The 23,327-nt window shown below is 70.4% G+C and carries 22 protein-coding genes; 10 read left to right on the plus strand and 12 right to left on the minus strand.

Annotation, left to right across the window (positions count from 1 at the left end; genetic code table 11):
• Positions 1–156: 156 nt before the first annotated feature.
• The 3 genes from dapF to miaA all read right to left on the minus strand — a co-directional run bounded on the left by dapF (position 157) and on the right by miaA (position 2,658).
• Entirely contained in the window at positions 157–1,050 is an 894-nt protein-coding gene (dapF, locus tag OG430_RS14900; protein ID WP_327352972.1) for a diaminopimelate epimerase, read from the minus strand.
• 63 nt (positions 1,051–1,113) lie between these two features.
• Positions 1,114–1,611 carry a hypothetical protein gene (locus OG430_RS14905; RefSeq protein WP_327359103.1) on the minus strand — a complete coding sequence of 166 codons (498 nt, stop codon included), beginning with the start codon at positions 1,609–1,611 and terminating at the stop codon, positions 1,114–1,116.
• 108 nt (positions 1,612–1,719) lie between these two features.
• Positions 1,720–2,658, minus strand: a complete 939-nt coding sequence (miaA, locus tag OG430_RS14910; protein WP_327352973.1) for a tRNA (adenosine(37)-N6)-dimethylallyltransferase MiaA — start codon at positions 2,656–2,658, stop codon at positions 1,720–1,722.
• Between the two features lie 182 nt (positions 2,659–2,840).
• On the opposite strand from miaA, the gene OG430_RS14915 reads away from it, so the two are divergent.
• Positions 2,841–3,128 carry a hypothetical protein gene (locus OG430_RS14915; protein WP_327352974.1) on the plus strand — a complete coding sequence of 96 codons (288 nt, stop codon included), beginning with the start codon at positions 2,841–2,843 and terminating at the stop codon, positions 3,126–3,128.
• 183 nt (positions 3,129–3,311) lie between these two features.
• Here the strand turns inward: OG430_RS14915 and OG430_RS14920 are convergent, their stop codons facing one another.
• The 3 genes from OG430_RS14920 to miaB are packed head-to-tail and all read right to left on the minus strand — an operon-like array spanning position 3,312 to position 6,041.
• Positions 3,312–4,022, minus strand: coding sequence for a class III extradiol dioxygenase subunit B-like domain-containing protein (locus OG430_RS14920; protein ID WP_327352975.1), 711 nt, complete (start codon positions 4,020–4,022; stop codon positions 3,312–3,314).
• A gap of 50 nt (positions 4,023–4,072) precedes the next feature.
• The gene (locus OG430_RS14925; RefSeq protein WP_327352976.1) at positions 4,073–4,477 is read right to left on the minus strand and encodes a hypothetical protein; all 405 of its coding nucleotides are present in this window, start codon (positions 4,475–4,477) and stop codon (positions 4,073–4,075) included.
• A gap of 55 nt (positions 4,478–4,532) precedes the next feature.
• Complete coding sequence (miaB, locus tag OG430_RS14930) at positions 4,533–6,041, minus strand: tRNA (N6-isopentenyl adenosine(37)-C2)-methylthiotransferase MiaB (RefSeq protein ID WP_327352977.1); 1,509 nt, start codon at positions 6,039–6,041, stop codon at positions 4,533–4,535.
• 91 nt (positions 6,042–6,132) lie between these two features.
• On the opposite strand from miaB, the gene OG430_RS14935 reads away from it, so the two are divergent.
• Positions 6,133–7,125, plus strand: a complete 993-nt coding sequence (locus tag OG430_RS14935; protein ID WP_327352978.1) for a TAXI family TRAP transporter solute-binding subunit — start codon at positions 6,133–6,135, stop codon at positions 7,123–7,125.
• Here the strand turns inward: OG430_RS14935 and OG430_RS14940 are convergent.
• The gene (locus tag OG430_RS14940; RefSeq protein WP_327352979.1) at positions 7,104–8,549 is read right to left on the minus strand and encodes a sensor histidine kinase; all 1,446 of its coding nucleotides are present in this window, start codon (positions 8,547–8,549) and stop codon (positions 7,104–7,106) included. The genes OG430_RS14935 and OG430_RS14940 overlap by 22 nt on opposite strands.
• 15 nt (positions 8,550–8,564) lie before the next feature.
• On the minus strand, positions 8,565–9,254 hold the full coding sequence (locus OG430_RS14945) for a response regulator transcription factor (RefSeq protein ID WP_327352980.1): 690 nt from the start codon (positions 9,252–9,254) through the stop codon (positions 8,565–8,567).
• Positions 9,255–9,548: 294 nt separating this feature from the next.
• On the opposite strand from OG430_RS14945, the gene OG430_RS14950 reads away from it, so the two are divergent.
• The 7 genes from OG430_RS14950 to OG430_RS14980 all read left to right on the plus strand — a co-directional run bounded on the left by OG430_RS14950 (position 9,549) and on the right by OG430_RS14980 (position 16,156).
• Positions 9,549–10,325, plus strand: a complete 777-nt coding sequence (locus tag OG430_RS14950) for an amino acid ABC transporter ATP-binding protein (protein ID WP_327352981.1) — start codon at positions 9,549–9,551, stop codon at positions 10,323–10,325.
• 51 nt (positions 10,326–10,376) lie between these two features.
• Entirely contained in the window at positions 10,377–11,297 is a 921-nt protein-coding gene (locus OG430_RS14955; RefSeq protein ID WP_327352982.1) for a glutamate ABC transporter substrate-binding protein, read from the plus strand.
• Positions 11,298–11,479: 182 nt separating this feature from the next.
• Complete coding sequence (locus OG430_RS14960; protein ID WP_327352983.1) at positions 11,480–12,127, plus strand: amino acid ABC transporter permease; 648 nt, start codon at positions 11,480–11,482, stop codon at positions 12,125–12,127.
• Positions 12,124–13,131, plus strand: coding sequence for an amino acid ABC transporter permease (locus OG430_RS14965; protein ID WP_327352984.1), 1,008 nt, complete (start codon positions 12,124–12,126; stop codon positions 13,129–13,131). The genes OG430_RS14960 and OG430_RS14965 overlap by 4 nt, the downstream gene beginning before the upstream one ends.
• A gap of 187 nt (positions 13,132–13,318) precedes the next feature.
• Positions 13,319–14,995: an FAD-dependent monooxygenase gene (locus tag OG430_RS14970; RefSeq protein ID WP_327352985.1), complete on the plus strand. Its 1,677-nt coding sequence runs from the start codon at positions 13,319–13,321 to the stop codon at positions 14,993–14,995.
• 226 nt (positions 14,996–15,221) lie between these two features.
• Positions 15,222–15,764 (plus strand): cysteine dioxygenase, encoded by a 543-nt coding sequence (locus OG430_RS14975; protein ID WP_327352986.1) that lies wholly within the window; start codon positions 15,222–15,224, stop codon positions 15,762–15,764.
• The gene (locus OG430_RS14980) at positions 15,761–16,156 is read left to right on the plus strand and encodes a rhodanese-like domain-containing protein (protein ID WP_327352987.1); all 396 of its coding nucleotides are present in this window, start codon (positions 15,761–15,763) and stop codon (positions 16,154–16,156) included. Before OG430_RS14975 ends, OG430_RS14980 begins: the two co-directional genes overlap by 4 nt.
• A 73-nt stretch (positions 16,157–16,229) precedes the next feature.
• Here the strand turns inward: OG430_RS14980 and OG430_RS14985 are convergent, their stop codons facing one another.
• From OG430_RS14985 to recA, 4 genes are all read right to left on the minus strand, one after another.
• Positions 16,230–18,764 (minus strand): FtsX-like permease family protein, encoded by a 2,535-nt coding sequence (locus tag OG430_RS14985; RefSeq protein WP_327352988.1) that lies wholly within the window; start codon positions 18,762–18,764, stop codon positions 16,230–16,232.
• The gene (locus OG430_RS14990; RefSeq protein ID WP_327352989.1) at positions 18,761–19,348 is read right to left on the minus strand and encodes a helix-turn-helix domain-containing protein; all 588 of its coding nucleotides are present in this window, start codon (positions 19,346–19,348) and stop codon (positions 18,761–18,763) included. The genes OG430_RS14985 and OG430_RS14990 overlap by 4 nt, the downstream gene beginning before the upstream one ends.
• A gap of 548 nt (positions 19,349–19,896) precedes the next feature.
• Entirely contained in the window at positions 19,897–20,766 is an 870-nt protein-coding gene (gene recX, locus OG430_RS14995) for a recombination regulator RecX (RefSeq protein ID WP_327352990.1), read from the minus strand.
• Between the two features lie 3 nt (positions 20,767–20,769).
• Positions 20,770–21,912: a recombinase RecA gene (gene recA, locus OG430_RS15000; protein ID WP_327352991.1), complete on the minus strand. Its 1,143-nt coding sequence runs from the start codon at positions 21,910–21,912 to the stop codon at positions 20,770–20,772.
• A gap of 283 nt (positions 21,913–22,195) precedes the next feature.
• Between recA and OG430_RS15005 the strand changes: the two genes are divergently transcribed.
• Positions 22,196–23,326 carry a winged helix DNA-binding domain-containing protein gene (locus OG430_RS15005; RefSeq protein WP_327352992.1) on the plus strand — a complete coding sequence of 377 codons (1,131 nt, stop codon included), beginning with the start codon at positions 22,196–22,198 and terminating at the stop codon, positions 23,324–23,326.
• The last annotated feature ends 1 nt before the right edge of the window (position 23,327 follow it).

The raw sequence follows: 23,327 nt of genomic DNA on the forward strand, positions 1-23,327 counted from the left end.
GGCAGTGTCGACCGGCGGCTGGAGGACGACGTCGCGACTTGTCGATGACAAGCAACGAGCGCCCGTCCGGGCCGGTGCTTGATGCTACCGACCCCATCACGCGGTGCTCACCGGCTCTCGCCCAGCGTGAAACGGATCACCCATTCGAGCGAAGGTTCAGGGGATTACGGTTTCGAGCCACTCGGCGGTGATCTCGCCCTCGGCGACGATCACCGCGGGGCCCGTCATCTCGATCGTGCCGTCCGGATTTTCGGTGATCACCAGGCGTCCGCCGGGCAGGTCCACGGTGTACGTCACCGGGGCGCCGGTGACCGCGGGGTCGGCGCCGTCCCGGCGGGCCGCGGCGACGGCGACCGCGCAGGCCCCGGTGCCGCAGGAGCGGGTCTCGCCGGAGCCGCGCTCGTGCACGCGCATCGCGACGTGGCGCTCGCCGCGGTCGACCACGAACTCGACGTTCACCCCGGCCGGATAGACCGAGGCGGGGCTGACGGGGGGTGCCGTGTACAGGTTCCCGGCGTGGTCCAGGTCGTCGACGAAGGCGACCGCGTGCGGGTTGCCCATGTCCACGTTGAGCGCGGGCCAGCTGCGCTCGCCCACGGTGACGGTGGCCTGCTCGGCGGGGAGCAGGGCCCTGCCCATGGAGACCGTCACGTCTCCCGCGGCGGAGCCGCTGATCGACTCGGTCTTCGCGAGGTGGACGCGCTTGATGCCGCCGCGGGTGGCGACCGCCAGGTCACCGGCCTCGACGTGTCCGGCGCGCTGGAGGTAGCGGGCGAAGACCCGCACGCCGTTGCCGCACATCTCGGCGATCGAGCCGTCCGCGTTCCGGTAGTCCATGAACCACTCGGCCTCGCCGGCCATCGCCTTGGCCTCGGGGTGCGCGGCGGACCGTACGACGTGCAGCAGACCGTCGCCCCCGATGCCGGCCCGGCGGTCGCACAGGGCGGCCACCGCGGCGGCGGGCAGCTCGATGGCATTGTCCGGGTCGGGCACGATCACGAAGTCGTTCTCGGTGCCATGGCCCTTGAGGAAGGCGATCCGCGTGCTCATTCCTCGATCGTACGGGGTGCGTACGACAGTCTCGTAAGCAGCCTTCGCACGGCCCTCGTACGGTCAGCGCAGCCGGGCCACGCGCCACACCGCGAGCACGGCGAGGGCGATGACGACCACGGCGTACCCGGCCACGACCCGCCAGTCGGGACGGCGGTCGGAGCCGCGTGAGGGGATGCCGGGCCAGGTGTAGCCGACGCGGCGGGCGGCCATCATGGCCCACCCGGCGGCGCAGCAGCTGAGCAGCAGGCCGAGCATGGCCACGACCGCGCCGCCGTCGCCGAACTCGAAGGCGAGGGGGAAAGCGAACATCAGGGAGCCCATGGCGGCGAGCACCACGATCGGGGCGATCTGCCAGATCCGCAGACGGCGCTGCGGACGCAGCTCGACCTCGACCTCCTGGCCGGCGTCGGCCGCGGCCTGCTCGGCCTCGTCCGGGCCGTCTGCCACGACACCACCTGGAACGACACCGCCCGGAACGGCGGCGTCCGGTGTCGGCTCAGGACCGTCGGAACTGAGTCCCTGATCCTCGTGTGCGGTGTCGCGAGGGCCGGCCTCCATCGCCACGCGCCCTCCCAACTCGGCTTCCACTGGCACGATCGAAGCTCGATGATGGCACGCCCTCAGGAGCCGGGATGACCGGCGGAGCGTCCCGATGCCATCACGTGATCAGGCTGTGACCGCTCGTTCGACCAACGCCAGCGCCCGGGCCGGGAGTTCCGCCCGGTCCGCGAGGCCGCCGCTCAGCCACTGCACCCTCGGATCGCGGCGGAACCAGGAGTCCTGGCGGCGCGCGAAGCGCTTGGTGGCGCGCACGGTCTCGGCGCGCGCCTCCTCCTCGGTGCAGTCGCCGGTCAGGGCGGTGAGCACCTGCTGGTACCCGAGGGCCCGTCCCGCCGTACGTCCCTCCCGCAGGCCCCGCGCCTCCAGTGCCCGCACCTCGTCGACAAGACCGGCCTCCCACATGCGGTCGACCCGGGTCGCGATGCGCTCGTCCAGCTCGGGCCGGGCCACGTCGACGCCGATCTGGACGGTGTCGTAGACCGAGTCGTGGCCGGGGAGGTTGGCGGTGAAGGGCTGCCCGGTGATCTCGATGACTTCGAGGGCGCGGACGATGCGGCGGCCGTTGCTCGGCAGGATCGCCTTCGCGGCCTCCGGGTCGGCGGCGGCCAGGCGGGCGTGCAGGGCGCCGGAGCCGCGTAGCGTGAGCTCCTCCTCGAGCGCGGCGCGGACGGCCGGGTCGGTGCCGGGGAACTCGAGGTTGTCGACCGCCCCGCGCACGTACAGGCCGGAGCCGCCGACCAGGATCGGCCAGCGCCCCTCGGCGAGCAGCCGGTCGATCTCGGCCCGCGCGAGCTTCTGGTACTCGGCGACGCTGGCGGCCTCGGTGACGTCCCAGATGTCGAGGAGGTGGTGCGGAATGCCGGCGCGCTCGTCGAGCGTCAGCTTCGCGGTACCGATGTCCATCCCCCGGTACAGCTGCATGGAGTCGACGTTGACGACTTCGCCGCCGAGCCGCTGGGCGAGAAAGACGCCCAGATCGGACTTTCCGGCCGCGGTGGGACCGACGACGGCGATGACTCGCGGGGCAAGAGCTGCGCTATTCACAGGGCCATGGTCGCAAACCCTGCGGCAAGTCCCCTAACGAGCGACGTGACGCCACCGCCCCGGGTTCGTTGCCTGTTGCGAGGTTCTGGCCGCCGGTTTTGAGGACCGTAGCCCCGGGCGACGCAATGGGACGCTCCGGGCGGGCTGGAATTTCGCCCACACGAGTACGGTATGGAGTAGATATGGGCGTTTTTGCGAAGCTTCTGGGTCGCAAGCCGAAGGACGCGGAGGCGTCAACCGCCGAGACGGAGGCCGACACTCTGACGGCCGAGCCGGAGGCGGAGGTCGAGGCCGAAGCGGAGGCGGAGACCGAGGCGAAGGCCGATGAGGCGTCGTCCGAGAAGCCCGAGGCGTCCGAAGAGTCCGAAGAGTCCGCTGCGGCCGCCACCGCCGAGAACGTGGAGATCCCCAAGCAGCAGTCGGCGGAGGAAGCGGCCGACAACGAGGCGGGGGACAGCGCGCGCAAGTAGCGCGCCATGAGGAGGGTCCTCAGGCCCGAGAACCCCGGCCCGGGCGACGACGGCAGACGGCCGTGAGGCACGAGGCGCCTCGCGGCCGTCGCGTGTGCGGTGTGGGTGTCCCACCGAGCCGGCCATCAGGACCGGGCCGCGACCGGATGCCCGTGTCAGGACCGGGCCGCTACCGGATGCCCGTCAGGACCAGGCCGCGACCAGATACCCCACCCCGTACGGCGCCTCGTCGTACAGCAACGCCCCGCTCAGCCCCGCCCCCTCCGCCGCCCCCGCGAGCACCTGCCACGGCGCGCGCCCGGCCGCCTTCAGCTCGTACGCGAGCTCCGCGTCCAGCGCCTTCAGCGCCGCCACGTCCGCCGCGCCCAGGGCCCGCGCCACCTCGGCGTCGAAGGGCGCCGCCCGCTCGTCCAGATAGCCGGGCGCCTTGAGCGTGCGACAGGCACTCGCGTCGCCCATGACCAGAAGAGCCACTCGCTCGGCGTGCGCCTGCAGCTCCCGCCCGACTTGGATACACCGCTCGGCCACCAGAGGTTCCCCCACCCCGAGCGCCTCGACCGGAGCCGCGGCCCACTCGGTGCGCTCAAGGAGCCACGCCGCCACCGCGAGGGACACCGGAAGCTCACGCTCCGCCGCCTCGCCACCCCGGCCGAGGCGTACGTCGACCTCCACCCCGAACCCCCGGAACGACCCGCGCGCACCCTCCGCATGCGGCCCCCGGCCGCTCTGCTCGGCCGGCCCGACGACGATCAGCCGGTCCGGTCGGGACGCGGCGAGCACGCCCACCGCGTCGGTGCACGCGGCTCGCGCCGCATCGAGTTCGGCGGCCGCACCCGCGGCGACCTCGGGCACGAGCAGCGGGGGGCAGGGGCACACGGCAGCGGCAACGAGCATGATCCGCAGCGTAGCCGCCCGCGCCGCGCGTGCCCGGGGAACCTCCTCGGTCAGCGCTCGCGACGCCCGAACAACCCGCCACGCTCCGCCCGCTTCGCCGCCTTCTCGGCGGCCCTGGCCGCCTCCTGCTCCTGCCGCTCCGCCTCGCGGGCGGCATCCCGAGCGCGCTTCGCCTCGACACTGTCGTACAGCAGCTCCGCCACCGAGAACCGGCAGTGGTACGTACGCATCGAGCCCTCGTTGACCAGCAGGAACCCGCCCTCCGCAGTGCGGTACAGACGCGTGGTGAGCGCGCTCGCCGGATGCTGCGGGCTGTGGTTACGGGCGTACTCCTCCAGCTTCACGAGCGCCTGCTCGCGCGTGCCGTCGAAGTGCGCCAGGACCGTGGTGGCCCAGGCCTTGCGCTCGCCCATGCCGTCGTTCTCTTCGACGATCAGGCCCCAACGTGTCTGCATCCCGCCCCCGTTCGCGTACGACAGTCGCTCACCCACGACAGTCGAGCGTCTTACGTCAGTCGATCGCGCAGCCGCTCGTCGCCACCGGCAGCGGCTCCGGCACGCCCACCTTGGGCAGGCCGAGCAGGACGCCCGCGGGCTTGGGCCCGTCCTGGCGCTTCTCCCAGGCGTCGCCCGCGCGGGTCCGCCGTACGCCCTTGACCTGGCCCTCGGCGAGGAGGTGGTGCGGGGCGGCGTACGTGATCTCGACCGTCACGACGTCACCGGGGCGCACTTCGGTTTCCGGCTTGGTGAAGTGGACCAGGCGGTTGTCGGGGGCGCGGCCGGAGAGGCGGTGCGTGGAGCCGTCCTTGCGGCCCTCGCCCTCGGCGACCATGAGCTCCAGGGTGCGGCCGACCTGCTTCTTGTTCTCCTCCCAGGAGATCTCCTCCTGGAGCGCGGACAGGCGCATGTAACGCTCCTGCACGACCTCCTTGGGGATCTGCCCGTCCATGGTCGCCGCCGGGGTCCCGGGGCGCTTGGAGTACTGGAAGGTGAAGGCGTTCGTGAAGCGGGCCTCGCGGACGACGTGCATGGTCTGCTCGAAGTCCTCCTCGGTCTCGCCGGGGAAGCCCACGATGATGTCGGTCGAGATCGCGGCGTCCGGCATCGCGGCGCGCACCTTCTCGATGATCCCGAGGTAACGCTCCTGCCGGTACGAGCGGCGCATCGCGCGCAGGACCGTGTCCGAGCCGGACTGCAGCGGCATGTGCAGCTGCGGCATCACGTTCGGCGTCTCGGCCATGGCGGCGATCACGTCGTCAGTGAAGTCCTTGGGGTGCGGCGAGGTGAAGCGCACGCGCTCCAGGCCCTCGATCTGCCCGCAGGCGCGCAGGAGCTTGCTGAAGGCCGCGCGGTCACCGAGGTCGGAGCCGTACGCGTTCACGTTCTGGCCGAGCAGGGTGATCTCGGAAACGCCCTCGGCGACCAGGGCCTTCACCTCGGCGAGGATGTCGCCGGGACGGCGGTCCTCCTCCTTGCCGCGCAGGGCCGGGACGATGCAGAAGGTGCAGGTGTTGTTGCAGCCGACCGAGATCGACACCCAGGCCGCGTACGCGCTCTCCCGACGCGTCGGCAGCGTAGAGGGAAACGCCTCCAGCGACTCGGCGATCTCGACCTGCGCCTCTTCCTGGATGCGGGCGCGCTCCAGGAGTACGGGCAGCTTGCCGATGTTGTGCGTGCCGAAGACGACGTCCACCCAGGGGGCGCGCTCGACGATGGTGTCGCGGTCCTTCTGGGCGAGGCAGCCGCCGACGGCGATCTGCATGCCGGGCCGCTTGGTCTTCATCGGGGCGAGGCGGCCGAGATTGCCGTACAGCTTGTTGTCGGCGTTCTCCCGCACCGCGCAGGTGTTGAAGACGACCACGTCGGCGTCACCGTCGGCGTCCTTGGGGGCACGGACGTATCCGGCGCCCTCAAGCAGGCCGGAGAGCCGCTCGCTGTCGTGCACATTCATCTGGCAGCCGTACGTGCGCACCTCGTACGTCTTCACATCGCCCACCGTGTCCACCTTGTTGCCGCTCACCTGTCCAGCGTAAGGGCTGGGACGGGTGAGCCGGGCCGCGGAGTGACCCCGGCCCTAGTCCATGGGCGGGGTGAGCTGGCAGGATCGCCGCATGCTCCTGCTTCCCCGCCTCAGTCGTCGCCGTGCCCTGCAGGGGTCCGCGGCCGCTCTGGTGGTGTTCGGGCTGCTGTTGTGGTGGCTGCTGCCGCTCGGCGAGAGCACTCCCGGCGGGAAGATCGTCTTCAGTACGGGCATCAAGGGCGGGGTGTACGAGAAGTACGGGAAGCTGCTGCGAGGCGCGGCCGCCAACGATCTGCCCGACCTGGACATCGAGCTGCTCACCAGTGACGGCTCCAAGCAGAACGTGGCCCGGGTGGCGAACGGCGGGGCCGACTTCACGATCGCCGCCGCGGACGCCGTCCAGCGCTACCGGGACGACAGGAGTCCCGGCTACCAGAGCCTGCGGGGCTGCGCCCGGCTCTACGACGACTACGTCCACCTGATCGTGCCCGCCGACTCCAAGGTGCGCGAGGCCAAGGATCTGCGCGGCAAGCGGGTGTCCATAGGGCCCGCGGATTCGGGCGTGCGCCTGATCTCAGAGGCGGTGCTTGAAGCCGCGGGACTCACCAAGGCGGACATCACGCCGGTGTCCAGCACCATTCGTGAGGCGCCCAAGCAGCTGAAGAACGACGAGATCGACGCGTTCTTCTGGTCGGGCGGTCTGACGACCGACAACGTCACCGACCTCACCAGGCGCTTCCCCGTCCGTCTGGTCCCGCTCGGTGACCGCCTCCTGAAGGAGCTGCACCGACAGGGTGGCGGCTCCAGCCACTACCGCGCGGCCGTGGTGCCCTCCGACGCCTATCCCGAGGCCAAGAACGACGGACCCGTACAGACCTTGGCGGTCGCCAACCTCCTGGTCACCACGGACGACGCGGACCCCGAGCTGACCGAAAGCCTGACCCGCACCGTGATCGACCACCGGGACAGCATCGGTTCCAAGGTGCACGCGGCCCAGCTGGTGGATCTGCGGACGGCGATCTACACGAACCCGCTCCCCCTGCACGACGGAGCGAGCCGCTACTACCGCTCGGTCAAGCCCTGACCTGAAGCGGCCGGCTGGGGCCCGTGCCGCGGGACGGTCACGGTCACCTCGAGGCCGCGCGGGGTGTTGTGCGCGTACGAGATCGAGCCGCCGCCCGCACTCAGCAGCGCCCGCGTGATGGAGAGGCCGAGGCCCGAGCCCTTGACGTTCTGGTGCCGGTTGCTGCGCCAGAAGCGGTCCCCGATGCGGGCCAGCTCGTCCTCGTTGAGCCCCGGGCCGCCGTCGGCGACGACAATGGTGGCCGCGTCCCCGTTGGAGGTGACCGTGACGGTGACGGCCTCGCCCTCCGGCGTGAACTTCAGGGCGTTGTCGATCACCGCGTCGAGGCCGCTGGACAGCGCTATCGGGTCGGCCCAGGCGGTCGCCGCGGCAAGGCCCTCGCTGGTGAGCCGCACGCCCTTCTCGTCGGCCACCGGCCGCCAGGCGTCGACGCGTTCGGCCGCCAGCTCGCCGATGTCGGTCAGCTCCAGCTCGGCGCCCGCATGCTCGGCCAGGGCCAGGTCAAGGAGGTCGTCCAGGACCTGGGCGAGCCGCTTTCCCTCGATGCGTACGGACGCGATCTCCTCGTTGCCCTCGGGCAGTTCGAGGCCGAGGAGCTCGATCCGCAGCAGCAGCGCGGCCAGGGGGTTGCGCAGCTGGTGGGAGGCGTCGGCGACGAAGGCGCGCTGCTGTTCGAGCACGTCCTCGACGTTGTCGGCCATTTCGTTGAACGACCGCGCCAGACGGCGCAGTTCGGGCGGCCCGCCGGCCACCGCCACCCGGGACTTGAAGGAGCCGGTGGCGATGTCGTGCGTGGTGGCGTCCAGGACCCGGACCGGGCGCAGGACCCAGCCCGTCAGACGCAGGGCCGCGCCGATGGCGAGGAACATCGCGGCGGCCTCGCCCGCGCCGATGAGGAGCCAGCCGCGCAGGATCTGCGAACGCATCTTGCCGGTGGGCGATTCGGTGAGGACGACCGCGACGACGTCGCCGTCCTGGATGACCGGTGAGGCGACGTAGAGGTCGCGGCGCTGCCAGGGCCAGACCTGCTGGGGATCGTGGCTGCCACGGCTGTTCAGGGCCTCCTCGAAGGCTTCCTCGCCTTCGCCCTCGGCCGGCACCTTCCAGCCCTCGGGGGCGCGGGCCATGTGCACTTCCTCGGGGCCCCGGTAGTAGACACCCGCTTTGATTCCGTAAACGTCGTAGTAGCGCTCGAGTTGCTTCTCCAGCGCCCTCTTGCGCTCGTCCGAGCCCACCCGTCCCGTATCGGCGGAGGGCTGGTCGACGTACTGCGCAAGCCCCGCGAACCGGGCGGTGTCATCGATCCGGTCCACCACCACCTTCTGCTGCTGCGCCGCCGCCAGACTCACCGCGAGCGGAAAGCCCAGCGCGAGCAGCACGCCCGCCATGAGGACGATGAGCAGCGGGAGAAGGCGGGTGCGCACGGGTTTCTACGCGCCTTACGCGGCCGGCGCGACCAGGCGGTAGCCCACCCCGCGCACCGTCTCGATGAGGGCGGGCATCCGCAGCTTGGAGCGGAGCGAGGCCACGTGCACCTCGAGGGTGCGCCCGGTCCCCTCCCAACTGGTGCGCCACACCTCGGAGATGATCTGTTCCCGGCGGAATACGACCCCGGGCCGCTGGGCGAGCAGCGCCAGCAGGTCGAACTCCTTGCGGGTGAGCTGCACCGTCTCGCCGTCCACGCTGACCTGCCGGGTGGGCAGCTCGATGTGTACGGAACCGAGCCGGAGCGCGTCCTCGCCGGGCGCGGCGGCGTCCTCGGTCGCGGTGCGCCGGCTGACCGCGTGGATGCGGGCGAGCAGCTCCCCGGTGTCGTACGGCTTGGTGACGTAGTCGTCGGCGCCGAGATTCAGGCCATGTATGCGACTGCGTACGTCGGCCCGCGCAGTCACCATGATTACGGGGGTGCTGGTCCGCTTGCGGATCTTGCCGCACACCTCGTATCCGTCCTGGTCGGGCAGGCCGAGGTCGAGCAGGACGACGCCGAACGGCGCCTTGTCCGTGGGCAGGAAGGCCTGCAGGGCCTCCTCGCCGTTGCGGGCGTGAACCACCTCGAAGCCGTGCCGGGCGAGGATCGCGGACAGGGCGGCGGCGACGTGGTCGTCGTCCTCGACGAGCAGGAGCCTCATCGCGTCCCCCTTCGGTTCACCGGTCGTTCAGTCGTCATGCATACCCATCTCGTACGCATGCGGTCGACGTACGTACTCAGGCATCCACGCTGATGGATAAGGACTGCGTCAAGGCCCTTCCGGTTACGTCCGTGTTCCGTTATGCAGCCGGTACGCGGGCAGGGTGTCCCGTTCACGCAGAGTGTCCGGTTGCGGCCGGATCGTTATGCTCAATTTCCCCTCAGATGTAATGACGCTGGTCGCACCGGGTTACTACTGTCCTGCCCAACCGAGGAGGATGGAGCAAGAACCCCCATGGCCGAAGTATCGGTGACCAAGGACGCCGCACCCGCGGCGGACGAACTGGTCGCGCTGAAGAACGTCAACAAGCACTTCGGCGCGTTGCATGTGCTCCAGGACATCGACCTGACGATCGCCCGAGGCGAAGTCGTGGTCGTCATCGGGCCGTCGGGCTCCGGCAAGTCCACACTGTGCCGCGCCATCAACCGCCTGGAGACCGTCGAGTCGGGCTCGATCTCCATCGACGGCAAGCCGCTGCCCCAGGAGGGCAAGGAGCTCGCGAAGCTCCGGGCCGATGTCGGCATGGTCTTCCAGTCCTTCAACCTCTTCGCGCACAAGACGGTGCTCGAGAACGTGATGCTGGGCCAGATCAAGGTCCGCAAGACGGACAAGGCAACGGCCGAGAAGAAGGCCCGCGCCCTGCTCGACCGGGTGGGTGTCGGCGTCCAGGCGGACAAGTACCCCGCGCAGCTCTCCGGTGGTCAGCAGCAGCGCGTCGCCATCGCGCGCGCCCTGGCCATGGACCCGAAGGTGATGCTCTTCGACGAGCCGACCTCCGCCCTCGACCCCGAGATGATCAATGAGGTCCTCGAGGTCATGCAGCAGCTCGCCCAGGAGGGGATGACCATGGTCGTCGTCACCCACGAGATGGGCTTCGCGCGCTCGGCCGCCAACCGCGTCGTGTTCATGGCCGACGGCAAGATCGTCGAAGAGGCCACGCCCGACCAGTTCTTCAGCAACCCGCGCAGCGACCGGGCCAAGGACTTCCTGTCGAAGATCCTTCACCACTGACGCATCCTGGCGTCTACGTCTCAACCTGCCCGACACATAAGGATGTTCACCATGAAGCTCCGCAAGTCCGCCGCCGTAGCGGCCACCATCGCCGCCCTCGCACTGACCGCGACCGCCTGTGGCGGCGAGTCCGGCACCGCCGGTGACAAGCCGAAGGACCCGACCGGCGGCAAGAACGCGCCGAAGCTGCCCACGTACGCCGTCAAGTCCGGCGTCAAGATCGACTCGGCGACGCTGAAGGCGGCCCAGAAGGCCGGCAAGCTCGTCATCGGCTCCAAGGACGACCAGCCCTACCTCGGCTTCCAGGACACCAGCGGCAAGCGCTCCGGCTTCGACATCGAGATCGCCAAGATGGTCGCCGCCGACCTGGGCTTCAAGCCGGACCAGATCGAGTTCAAGACGATCGACTCCGGCGTCCGCGAGACCACCATCTCGAAGGGCGACGTCGACCTGTACGTCGGTACGTACACGATCAACGACGAGCGCAAGAAGCAGGTCGGCTTCGCCGGTCCGTACATGAAGGCCGGTGCCGACCTCCTGGTCCGCAAGGACGAGAAGAGCATCACGGGCCCCGACTCGCTCAAGGGCAAGACGGTCTGCTCCATCAAGGGCTCGACCCCGCTGCAGGAGATCAAGAAGCCGAAGTACGGCGCGAAGACCGTCGAACTCGCCAAGTACTCCGAGTGCGTCCAGCAGCTCACCAACAACGAGGTCGACGCCGTCACCACCGACGACGCCATCCTCAAGGGCTACGCGGCGCAGCGGCCCAACGCCCTGAAGGTCGTCGGCAAGCCGTTCACCGAGGAGCCCTACGGCGTCGGCATGAACAAGGACGACAAGGCGCTGCGTGACGCCGTCACCAACGCGATCGAGGCGCACCAGAAGAACGGCGACTACAAGAAGGCGTACGAGGCGACGCTCGGCCTCTCGGGCGCCGCGTTCGTCGAGCCGCCGGCCCTCGAGCGCTACTGACGTCCCGTACGTCACCTGCGCCACTGACGTCTTGCACGTCACCTGCGTTCAAGTACGTCTCGTCTGAATCGCCTGTCTCGCAGGCAGTGAGTTGACCGGCCCCCGTACGCACCGCCGCCCGCGCGGTGCGTACGGGGCGCGGCTCCCCCTGCCCGACCGCTGCCGCCCACGAGGACATCCCCGTGAATGTATTGCTCGACCATTGGCCGGAATTCCGTGAGGGATTCATAGGCACGATCTGGCTGACCCTGGCCAGCGGCCTGCTGGCGATGCTCCTCGGCGTCGTCCTGGCCGGCTTCCGGGTCTCGCCCGTGCCCCCGCTGCGGTTCTTCGGCACCGCCTGGGTCACCCTCTTCCGCAACACCCCGCTGACGCTTCTCTTCCTCGTCATCTGGTTCGCGGTGCCGCAGGTCTTCGACCTCGGCCTCAGCCCGTGGGCCAAGGCACTGGTCGTACTCAGCGTGTACACCTCGTCGTTCGTGTGCGAGGCCGTCAGGTCCGGCATCAACACGGTGCCCCTCGGCCAGGCCGAGGCCGCCCGGTCGATCGGCATGACGTTCTTCCAGACGCTCGGCACGATCATCCTGCCGCAGGCGGTGCGTACCGTACTGCCGCCGCTGAGCAGCATCTTCATCGCGCTGACCAAGAACTCCGCGATCGCGGGTGCCTTCAGCGTCACCGAGTTGTTCGGGTGGCAGAAGCTGCTGAGCGACAAGGGCTTCCCGATCGCCTGGATCTTCCTCTGGGTCGCTCTCGGCTACCTGGTCATCGTGTTCGTCATCAGCATCTTCTTCCGGGTGCTCGAGCGGAGCCTGGAGGTCGCGCGATGAGCGCCAGCGTCCTTTACGACGCCCCGGGCCCCAAGGCCCGGCTGCGGAACCGGATTTACTCCGTCGTCGGCATCGCTGCGATCGTCGGCTTCGCCGTCTTCGTCGTCATGCGCCTCGCCGACCGGGGCCACTTCGACTCCGCGATGTGGAACATCTTCAACAACGCCGGTGTGCGGGCGAGCATCCGCGACGGCATCCTCACGACGCTCAAGGTGTTCGCGGTCGCCGGTGTCCTGTCACTGGTGCTCGGCGCGCTGCTCGCGGTCGCCCGCGCCTCGGACCACCGTCCGGTCCGTTGGCTGGCCACCGGCTTCATCGAGCTGTTCCGGGCCATCCCCCTGCTGATCACGATCTTCGCCCTGTGGGTGCTGTTCCTCACCTACAAGGACGACCTCGGTGTGGTCGGCGAGAACAACGGCTTCTGGGCCCTGGTCATCGGACTCACCGTCTACAACGCCACGGTGCAGGCCGAGGTGCTGCGGGCCGGCTTCAACGCCGTGCCGAAGGGACAGGTCGAGGCGGCGTACGCCATCGGTCTGCGCAAGTCCCAGGTGATGACCTCGCTGCTGCTGCCGCAGGCGATCAGGTCCATGCTGCCGACGGTCATCAGCCAGCTGGTGGTCACGCTCAAGGACACCTCGCTCGGCTACATCATCACGTACTCGGAACTGCTGTACGCGGCCCGCCAGCTGGCCAACAACACCCTCGTCAACGAACAGTCCCCGTACGTCCCGGTCATCATGGTCACCGGCACGATCTACGTCCTGATGTGTCTGGCCCTGTCGTCCCTCGCCAGCTGGATCGAGCGCCGCGGCCGCCGGGCCAAGACGGGCATCAAGGTGGCAGCTGCCGCCGAGCCCGTCGCAGAGGGTGGCCTCGGCGACGCGGTCCCGGGCGCAGGACCGGCCGCCCCGCTCCTGGAGCCCACCACCGTGGAGACCCAGGCGTCCCCGGAGCCCCGGGACACCGATGGCCCCGACGAGCCGCCGTCCAAGACGAACTGACGGTTCATAAGGTCCGGACGGACCACGCGGTACGACAACGGAGGCAGCGGCGATCACGCCGCTGCCTCCGTCACTTGACGCAAGCACCGGCAATGGGTTGCATACGTTCTGTGATCGCGCACTCCGCTCCACCTGCCCCGCCCGGTACCAACCCGAGGACACCTCCGACGGCAGGGAGCGGCACGCCGTGGACCCGGTGATCGTGGTCGGAGCGGGGCCCGTCGGGCTCACGCTCGCCCTGGCGCTGGCCCGCGCCGGCGTCCCCTCCGTCGTCCTGGACGACGGCCCCGGCAAGGACGAGCAGCGACCCGCGCGCACCGTGGTCCTGCGCGCGGACACGGCCGACCTGGTGTGGCGCCTGACGGGCGTCGCCTTCTACGACTCGCGCTGGACGGCGTGGCGTTCGTTGCGCCGAAAGCAGGAGATCCGCCACCTCGCCTTCGAGGGCGAGGGTGAGGGCGACGGCGGGCACGAAGCCGGGCCCGGCACGGACGGGACCGCGACGGCCGACACCCTTCTGGCCATCGACGGCCCCTCCCCCCTCCACATCGCCCAGCACGAACTCACCACCGCCCTGCGCGAGGCCGCCGCCGAGGAGCGCCTCGTCAAGATCGCCGTCGACAGCCGCCTCGACTCGATCGAGCAGGACGCACACGGCGTCACCGCACACACCCGAGGACCCAAGGGCACCTGGTGGCGCGGCAGTTACCTGGTCGGCTGCGACGGCCCGCGCTCGACCGTGCGCAAGCTGCTCGACATCCGCTTCACCGGCCGCACCGCGGTCGAACGCCACGCCGTGGCCGCCCTGCGCACCGAACTCCCCTGGCCGGGCCAGGCCCTGCTGCACCGGATGCCCCCGTGGCCCGGCGCCCCGATGGAGATCACCGCCCGACCGCTCGCCGAGGGCACCTGGCGCCTCGACTGGCTGCTGCCCGCCCGCAGCGAACTCGTCACGCCGGAAGCCCTGGTGGCCCTCATCCGGGACACCTTGGCCGGCTGGTGCGGCGGCACGACACCCCCGTACGAACTGATCGACACCGGCGTGCACACCGTCCACCACCGCCTCGCCCGGCGCTGGCGCGTCGGCCGTTCCTTCCTCGCCGGCGACGCCGCGCATCTGCTCGGCGCGCTCGGCACGCAGGGCGTCGACGAGGGCCTGCGCGACGCCGACAACCTCGCCTGGAAGCTGGCCCAGTGCTGGCATCACGCCGAGTCCCCCGCCCTCCTCGACAGCTATGAGGCGGAGCGCAGGGACGCGGTCGCCGCGCGGCTGCGGGCGGCCGATCAGGCGTTGCCGATACTGCGCGGGAGCGGTGGTCTGCGCGCGTACGTACCGGGCACCGCGCGCGGGCACGACGCGCTGCTCACCGACGGGCACCTGGGGCGGGGGCCGCTGGGCGAGCCGCCCGTGTACGAGGGCTCGCCCCTGTCGCCGGAGCCCGGCGAGGAGTCGTCCGAGGTCGCCGTCGGGACTGCGGTCGGTGCGCCCGTCGCCGACGTACCGGTCACCTCGCCCGACGGCTCCGTGGTCCGGCTGCGCGACCGCCTCGGTCTCGGCAAACTCCTGGTCGTCCTGGTCGCGCCCGGCACGGGCGTCTGGGACCGGCGGCACTGGCTGACGGCCGGGGTGATGCCACGCCTGGCCGCCGCCGTGACGGCGCTGCCGCTGCCGGGCGAGCTCCTGGTCGCGGAGAGCTATCCGGGGGCCGCCGCGCACACGGTTCTTCTGGTACGTCCCGACGGGCATCTGGTGACGGCGCACGGCGGGGTCCGCCCGGCCGAGCTCTACGCGGCGGCGGACGCGGCGCGCGGCGGCGTACCCGCGCAGACTGCGCAGGCCGCGAAGGCGGCGACCGACAGCTGAGCGGCGGGTGCCCGAACTGCGGACAGCAGTTGACCGGCGCCCGCCCGCATGCTCTACTCCGCGCATGAGCGACACCAGCCAACACCTGTGGCGGAAGGTCCATCTGGACCTCGTCCGCTACCCGGGCTGTGTCTGTACCGCTTCCTGCTGAATCGCCTTTTCCCCTCGCGTCCGCGCGCCCTGCTGCGCCCCGACGCGCCCTTCGCGACTCCTCAGGACGGCACCAGTGTCTGCTCCCAGCTCCCCCGCGCCCGCATCCAACGCCACGACCGCGACCGCGCCCACCGCCGCCGATCTCCTCGCCTTCGTCCGCCGCACCGCCGCCGACGCCGAGCTGATCGCCACGCTTCCGCTCGACCCCGAGGGCCGCACCTGGATCCGCCTCGAAGGGCCCGGCGGCAGCGAGGCCTGGCTGATCGGCTGGCCGCCCGGCACCGGCACGGGCTGGCACGACCACGCCGAGTCGATCGGCGCGTTCACCACGGCATCCGGCGAGTTGAAGGAGAACTCCCTCGCCGTACGCCTCCCCAGCGAGGGCTGGAAGACCCTCGAACTGAACGAAGACGTGGACCGCACAAGGCAGTTGCCCGCGGGCAAGGGCCGCGCCTTCGGCACCCACCACGTGCACGAGGTCCTCAACGGGTCGACGACCGAGCACGCGATCTCCGTCCACGCCTACTACCCGCCCCTCCCCCTGATCCGCCGCTTCAGCCGTACGGAGTCGGTGCTCAGGCTGGAGCAGGTCGAGCAGCCGGAGGACTGGCAGTGAGTACGCAACCCATCGGCATCGACGACCACTTGGAGCGGGTCCGCGCGGGCCTCGACCGCCTCACCCCGCAGCAGGCGTACGAGGCCTTCACCGCCGGCGACGTCCTCCTGGTCGACACCCGCTATGCCGAACTGCGCGACCGCGACGGCCTGGTCCCCGGCGCCCTGGTCGTCGAGCGCAACGAGCTGGAGTGGCGCCTCGACCCGCAGGGCAGCCACCGCGCCCCCGAGGCCACCGGCCATGACCTGCTGGTCGTGGTGTTCTGCAACGAGGGCTACGCCTCCAGTCTCGGCGCCGCCTCCCTGCAGCAGCTGGGCCTGCACCGCGCGACGGACCTGATCGGCGGCTTCCAGGCGTGGAAGGCAGCCGGACTGCCGGTCACCGAGGGGTAGTTGCTCATACGTTGGTGAGGTCGGCCCCCACTCTCCGGCGGGGGCCGACCTCACTCACGTACACGTCCGAAGCTCATTCCTTGGCGGTCGCCACCTCCACGGGCCGCATCCGCAGCGCCGACCGGCCCGGCAGCGCGGTCGCGATCAGGGCGAGCAGTCCGGCGGCCGCGACGACGGCGACGTACACGAGAGGCGTGACCGAGGGTGCCGCGGAACCGGTCATTCCCACGCTGAAGGCGGTCAGCACCGCGAGGGCGATACCGCTGCCGAGCGCGGTCCCGAGCAGCAGCACCGACAGCGCTTCGAGCCGCAGCATGCGCAGGACCTGGCGGCGGGTGGCCCCGGCGAGGCGGAGCATCGCGAACTCGCGGACGCGTTCGGAGACCGACATCGCGAGGGTGTTGACGACGGCGATCGCGGTGAAGGCGAGGACCAGGCCCATGGCGAGGAGGTTGACCTCGGCGTTGGCCTGCTGCCGTTCGGCCTGCAGGGCGTCGACGTCGGCGGGAGCGAGAACGCGTACGCTGGGGAAGTCCTTTACGGCGGCGGCGAGTTGCTCCCGGGGCGTGTCACCGGCGACCAGGACCGTCGAGGCGAGGGGGTTGTCCATGTGCCGGGCGACCAGGTCGTGCGGCAGGGTCAGATCACCGAAGCCGAGGCCCTTGGCGTAGACGGCGGTGACGGTCGCGGTGGTCGGAGTGCCGTCGCCGAGGGTGAGCTTCAGAGTGCTGCCGACCCCCAACCCCAGCTGATCGGCGGCGAGTTCACTGACCGCGGCCTTGCCCTTGCCGAATCCGTCGAGGGAGCCGGCCGTGACATCGGGGTCCCAGGTACGGGTGAGGCCAGCAGGGGTGACGCCCTGGGTCGCGTACTTGTCCAGTCCCACGCGAGCAGTCGTCCGCACCACTTCGGTGGCGGCATCAACGCCCTTGGCCGTACGGATGTCCTGAGCGGCCTGCGCGGGGACGCCCGGCCCCTGTGCCGCGAGCACCCAGTCGGCGCGGATGCCCTCGCGGGCCTGGGCCCGGGCGGCGTCGCCGAGGGTCGGCTGGACGAACAGGACCGTGCAGGTCATGCCGATCAGCAACGTGAGCGGGGTGACGACCGCGGCCATCCGGGCGGCATTTCCCCGCAGGTTGGCGGTGGCCAGACGACCGCTGTTGCCGCTGAGCCGCAGCGGGATGCCGATGACACCGGCAGCCGCTTTGACGAGCAGCGGCCCGAGCAGCGCAACAGCAGCGGACAGGACCACAACGGCCAGGAAGGTCACTGGAGTTGACGCGGGCTCGGTGCGAAGGGCGCTGAGCACCACCACGAGCACGACACCACCGGCAAGCGTGACAAGGCCTGCGACCAGCCGCCCCCACCCGGGGCGACCGCGCTCGACGGCAGCTTCGGCGAGGGCCTCGGCCGGACGGATCCGGGTGATCCGACGGGCGGAAATACGCGCGGCGGCCCAGGCCCCCAGCAACGTCGCACCGACAGCGGCGAACAGCGGAAAGACACTGACGGTGCGCTCCAACGTGGCCGGGACAGCACCCACTTCCACGAACCGGGCATGCAGCCACCCACCCAGCGGCAGCCCGAGCAGCGCACCGGCGACGCCGGCCCCCGCCCCGACCACCAGGGCCTCACGGCCGAGCAGCTTGCGGATCTGCTTCGGCGTCGCGGCGATGGCACGCAGCAGCGCAAGCTCGCGATGGCGCTGCTGAATGGACAACGCGAAGGTACCGACCACCACGAGCACCGCGACGAGCAGCGACGTACCGCCCATGGCACCCCCCATGCTGACCAGCTTGACGCGCGCCCCGGCGGCATCGAGGAACTCCACGGGCCCACGGTCGTCACCGGCACTGACCTGGGCGGTCGTACCGGCAAGTGCCTTGCTCACGGTCTCCTTGAGCGCCCCGGCATCGACGCCCCGCTCGGGCAGCACGCCGATCGCGGTGACCTGCCCGGGCCGACCGGCGAGACGCTGCGCCTCCGCGGTGGAGAAGAAGAGCGAGGTCTGCTGCTGGAGTTCACCGCTGCGGGCCGGCGTCGCGATGCCGCTGATGCGGTACGTCGCCGGGGACCGGGTCGACTGAACGGTGAGCCGGTCACCGGGCGCGAGCCGAGCACGCTCGGCGAGACCACGATCGATGACGATGTCGCCCTTCGCCGTGGGCGCCTTGCCGGCAGCGAGACGGAAGGGAGTGAGGGCGGCCGATTCCCAGGCGTGACCATAGGCAGGCTTGCCCTCTCCACCCACCAACGGCTGGGCAGGGAAGGTGAGTTCAGGTACGACCCGCTCGACACCTGGCAGGCCCTTCACCCGCCCGGCGACACCCTGCGGGAGCCAGGCACGCTCGGCCACGGGTTTCGCTTTGTGCTTGACCTTGGTCTTGCCCTTCTTCTGCTTGACCGTGGTCTGGTGGACGTTCTGGTCGGCGGAGACGATCACGGGAGCACCGGCATACCGCTCGGTGGCGATCTTGCCGCGCAGCCCGGTCTCAAGGAGCGAACCACAGGCGGCAATAAGCGCCGCCGCACACATGAGGGCGAGAAAGGCACCGAGGAAGCCGCCTTTGCGGTCCCGGACGGTCTGCAGGGCATAGCTCAGCATCATGATGCGCCGGTCTCTTTTCTGTTGTGGGCGTCCGGGCCGGGGAAGGCCAGCAGACGGGTGAGGAAAGTGCGGGCGTCGGCCGGAACCCGGTCCTCGGGGCGCTTGTAGCGGTTGAGCAGCGCGATGTACTCCTCGAAGAACTCACGGAGCTCGGCCTGCGTCAGCCGGATCGTGCCCCGCGAGTACGCGAAGTCGTCCGTGTCGCTGTCCCGCTGGAGCTGCTCGAAGAGCTCAAGGTCCGCGGCATACGCATGGTGGTTCAACTCATCCATGACCAGCCGCATCTCGGGGCTCTGCCGGCTCCGCGGCGGGAACCTCCGATCCCCCGGCACGGCACGCCACCAACGCTCACGCGCACGACTGGGACCGCCTTCAGGCCCCTCGGTCTCCTCGACGAATCCATAACGCGCAAGCTCACGCAGGTGATAGCTGGTGGCCCCGGTATTCAGCTCGAGCGCCCTGGCGAGCGTGGCTGAGGTCGCGGGCCCATGCAGCGCGAGATGACCGAGCATCTGCTGCCGACGGGGGTGGGCAAGTGCCCTGAGCGTGGCGAGATCGGAGATCTCGACGGGTGGCTGGACCATGCGTCCACAGTGCTCTGTGCACAGGTACCTGTGCACTGGCGGGACCTGGGGTCTTGCTACGGGGGTTAGCCCCCGTACTCAATCGCCGCCCACCGAAGCCGCCGCCCAAAATCCCCCCGCCAGGGGGGACTTGTCACATCGATCACCCCCACCGGCGATCAGCCGGGTACACACCACCCACGGCGATCAGCCGGGTACGGGCCCGTCCACCGACCGGCAGCGCACCATGAACGAACGCGAGGGGTCGGGTCGGTAGGTGCGTGCTCGACGCATACCGGACCACCTGCAATTGCCCGCGGCGAGCACGTACCTACGGACACGCCCCCGCCTTGACCAACGGCGCTCAGCCACAACCGGGTCAGCAGGGCCCCTCCTGAACCAAAACCGGGTCAGCAGGGGCACGCCCCAAAGCCCCGCCTGCCCCAAACCCAGCCCGTCCGGCGCCTGAGGACCGGGGGCCCGGGGCAGAGCCCCCGCGACCTCAACGAAAGCCGGGCCTCGACGAACACCGCGACCTCAGCCAGACCGGACCAAGCCCAAACGAAGACCTAACCCTCGTCCTCCGCCAAGGCGTCCCGCACAACCCGCAGAGCCATCCCTTCGGAATACCCCCGCCGAGCCAACATCCCCGCCAACCGCCGAACCCGCTTGTCCCGCTCGAGCCCCCGCGTCGCCCGCAGCTTGCGCGCGACGAGTTCCCGCGCCGTGGCCTCCTCCTGCTCGGAGTCGAGCTGCCCGACGGCCTCCTCGATCGTCGTGGGGTCGACCCCCTTGGTCCGCAACTCCTGCGCGAGCGCCCGCCGGGCAAGCCCCCGCCCATGGTGCCGGGACTCCACCCAGGCGCCCGCGAAGGCCGCGTCGTCGATCAGGCCGACCTCCTCGAAGCGGGAGAGTACCTCGTCCGCCACCTCGTCGGGGATCTCCCGCTTGCGCAGCGCGTCCGCGAGTTGCTTGCGGGTGCGTGGCATGCCGGTGAGCAGGCGCAGGCAGATCGCCCGCGCTCGCTCCCCCGGATCGAGGTCCCGCTCGCGCGGTCCCCGGCCCCGGCCGCCGTCGCGCGGCTCCTCCGCCCCGGCCCTCGACGGGTCGAAGGAGCCGCTGTCCTCTTCGGGGGCGTCTTCGAAGACGCCCTCGGAACCGTCACCACGGGACCGGGACCGCCCTCGCCCCGATTCCCCGAAGCCCCGACGCCCGCCACCACTTCGGCCCCCGGCCGTACCCCGGCGCCCACCGCGCGAGCGACCGCCGGGTCCCGGACCTTCGGGCCCTGAACCGTCGGCCTCGGGCCCGAAGTCACCGGACCCGAAGTCACCGGACCCGAAGCCGTCGAGGCCGGACCCGTCCGACCCGAAACGACCAGCCCCGGCCCCGGCGGCAGCCGCCCCGCTCTCCTCAGGCCATTCCGTTCGCCGCACCACGGACTAGCTCTTGGCCGCCGCGGCCTTGGTCGCCTTTGCCTTGGTGGCCGGAGCCGGCACCGACTTGGCAGCGTCCTTGGCGTCGTCCTTGCCTGCGGCCTCGGCGGAAACCGTCGCGGCATCCGCGCCGGGCTCGGCCTCAGGAGCCGGCTTCACACCGACGCCCAGCTTCTCCTTGATCTTCTTCTCGATCTCGTTGGCGAGATCGGGGTTGTCCTTCAGGAAGTTACGGGCGTTCTCCTTGCCCTGGCCGAGCTGGTCGCCCTCGTACGTGTACCAGGCACCGGCCTTGCGCACGAAGCCGTTCTCCACGCCCATGTCGATCAGGCCGCCCTCGCGGCTGATGCCCTGGCCGTAGAGGATGTCGAACTCGGCCTGCTTGAAGGGCGGCGCGACCTTGTTCTTGACGACCTTCACGCGGGTGCGGTTGCCCACCGCGTCCGTGCCGTCCTTGAGCGTCTCGATACGTCGGATGTCGAGCCGCACCGAGGCGTAGAACTTCAGGGCCCGGCCACCGGTCGTGGTCTCCGGCGAGCCGAACATCACGCCGATCTTCTCGCGCAGCTGGTTGATGAAGATCGCGGTGGTCCCGGACTGGTGGAGCGCGCCGGTGATCTTCCGCAGGGCCTGGCTCATCAGACGGGCCTGCAGACCCACGTGGCTGTCGCCCATCTCGCCCTCGATTTCCGCGCGCGGCACGAGTGCCGCCACGGAGTCGATGACGATGAGGTCGAGGGCGCCGGAGCGGACCAGCATGTCGACGATCTCGAGGGCCTGCTCGCCGTTGTCCGGCTGGGACAGGATCAGGTTGTCGATGTCGACGCCGAGCTTCTTGGCGTACTCGGGGTCGAGGGCGTGCTCGGCATCCACGAAGGCCACCGTGCCGCCGGCCTTCTGGGCGTTGGCCACGGCGTGCAGGGTGAGGGTGGTCTTACCGGAGGACTCCGGTCCGTACACCTCCACCACACGGCCGCGCGGGATGCCGCCGACGCCGAGCGCGACGTCGAGCGCGGTCGATCCGGTGGGGATGACCTCGATGGGCTCGTTCGGCCGCTCGCCCAAGCGCATCACTGCGCCCTTGCCGAATTGGCGTTCAATCTGTGCGAGCGCGGCGTCCAACGCCTTCTCGCGGTCGGTTCCTGCCATGGGTTCCACCCGGTTTGCTTGAGTCGATCGCTTCACGTCCAAGACGCTAACGCCTGCCACTGACAATGCGTCCCGACGTCGGTGCCGGCCTGTGGATAACCCTCGGAAATTCCCCGCAAACCCCCACAAAAGCGGGAGCCGAGGCGGGGCTGATGCGAAGCCGGACACCCAATGAGAATGGATGTTCGATTTTGGTGTCAAGCGCACCACGCGGCAGTCGCGACGGCTTATCAGTACCCGCCGACACCCCTGACGGTTGCGGAGCAGGGCAGAATCCCGGTCTGTGACGATCACTGCGCGCGAACTCAACCGGGCAACCCTCAGCCGCCAGCTGCTCCTTGAGCGCGAGCCGTTGACCGTCCCCGACGGCGTGCGGCGCGTGGTCGCGCTCCAGGCACAGCACCCGGCCTCGCCCTACCTCGCCCTGTGGAACCGGCTCGCCGGGTTCGCTCCCGCCGACCTCGATGCCGCCTTCGCCGAGCGTTCGGTGGCCAAGGCGACCCTGATGCGGATCACCCTGCACGCGGTGCACGCCGAGGACTACCCGGTCTTCCGTGCGGCGATGCAGCCCACGCTGTACGCCTCCCGGCTCGGCTTCCGCTTCGCCGAGGCGGGGCTTACCCCTGCGGACGCCGACGAGCTGGTGCCGGAGCTGCTGGCCTTCGCCGATCGGCCGCGCACCTCGGCAGAAATGCAGGCATGGGTCGAGGAGCGGCTCGGTGCCGAGAAGAAAGATGGCGCGTGGTGGGGGCTCAAGGCATACGCGCCGTTGCATCACGCCCCGACGGACGCGCTGTGGTCATTCGGCCACAGGCCGTCCTTCGTCGCAGCAGGGACGCCCGCCCACACAGGACGGGCGGTGGAGCCGGCAGCCCTGCGGACCCTGATCCTGCGCTATCTGGCGGGATTCGGTCCTGCGTCACTGGCGGACGTGGCGCAGTTCGCGATGGTGCAGCGGTCGGCCGTCCGCGAGGCGCTCCGCGCCCTCGACGACACCCTCGAGCAGCTCCAAGGGCCGGACGGCGCCGCCCTGTTCGACCTCCCGGACGCTCCCCGGCCTTCCGCGGAAACCCCCGCCCCGCCCCGGCTCATGGCGATGTGGGACAGCATTCTGCTGGCCTATGCCGACCGCAGCCGGGTGATACCCCCGGCCTACCGCCCCTTGGTGATCCGCAGGAACGGCGACGTACTGCCCACCCTGCTGGTGGACGGGCATGTCGCCGGTGTGTGGCGCCCGGTGGACGGTGGCGTCGAGGCCACCGCCTTCCACCCCCTGTCCCCTGCCGTCTGGGACGGGCTCGCAGCGGAGGCCCAGTCCTCGACAGCGTTCCTCGGAGACCGCGAGGCGGCGGTCTACAGCCGCTACCACCACTGGTGGCAGAAGCTCCCCGAGGCTGAGACGCGACTGCTGTGAC

The sequence above is a fragment of the Streptomyces sp. NBC_01304 genome (assembly GCF_035975855.1).
In the GTDB taxonomy this organism is placed as follows: domain Bacteria; phylum Actinomycetota; class Actinomycetes; order Streptomycetales; family Streptomycetaceae; genus Streptomyces.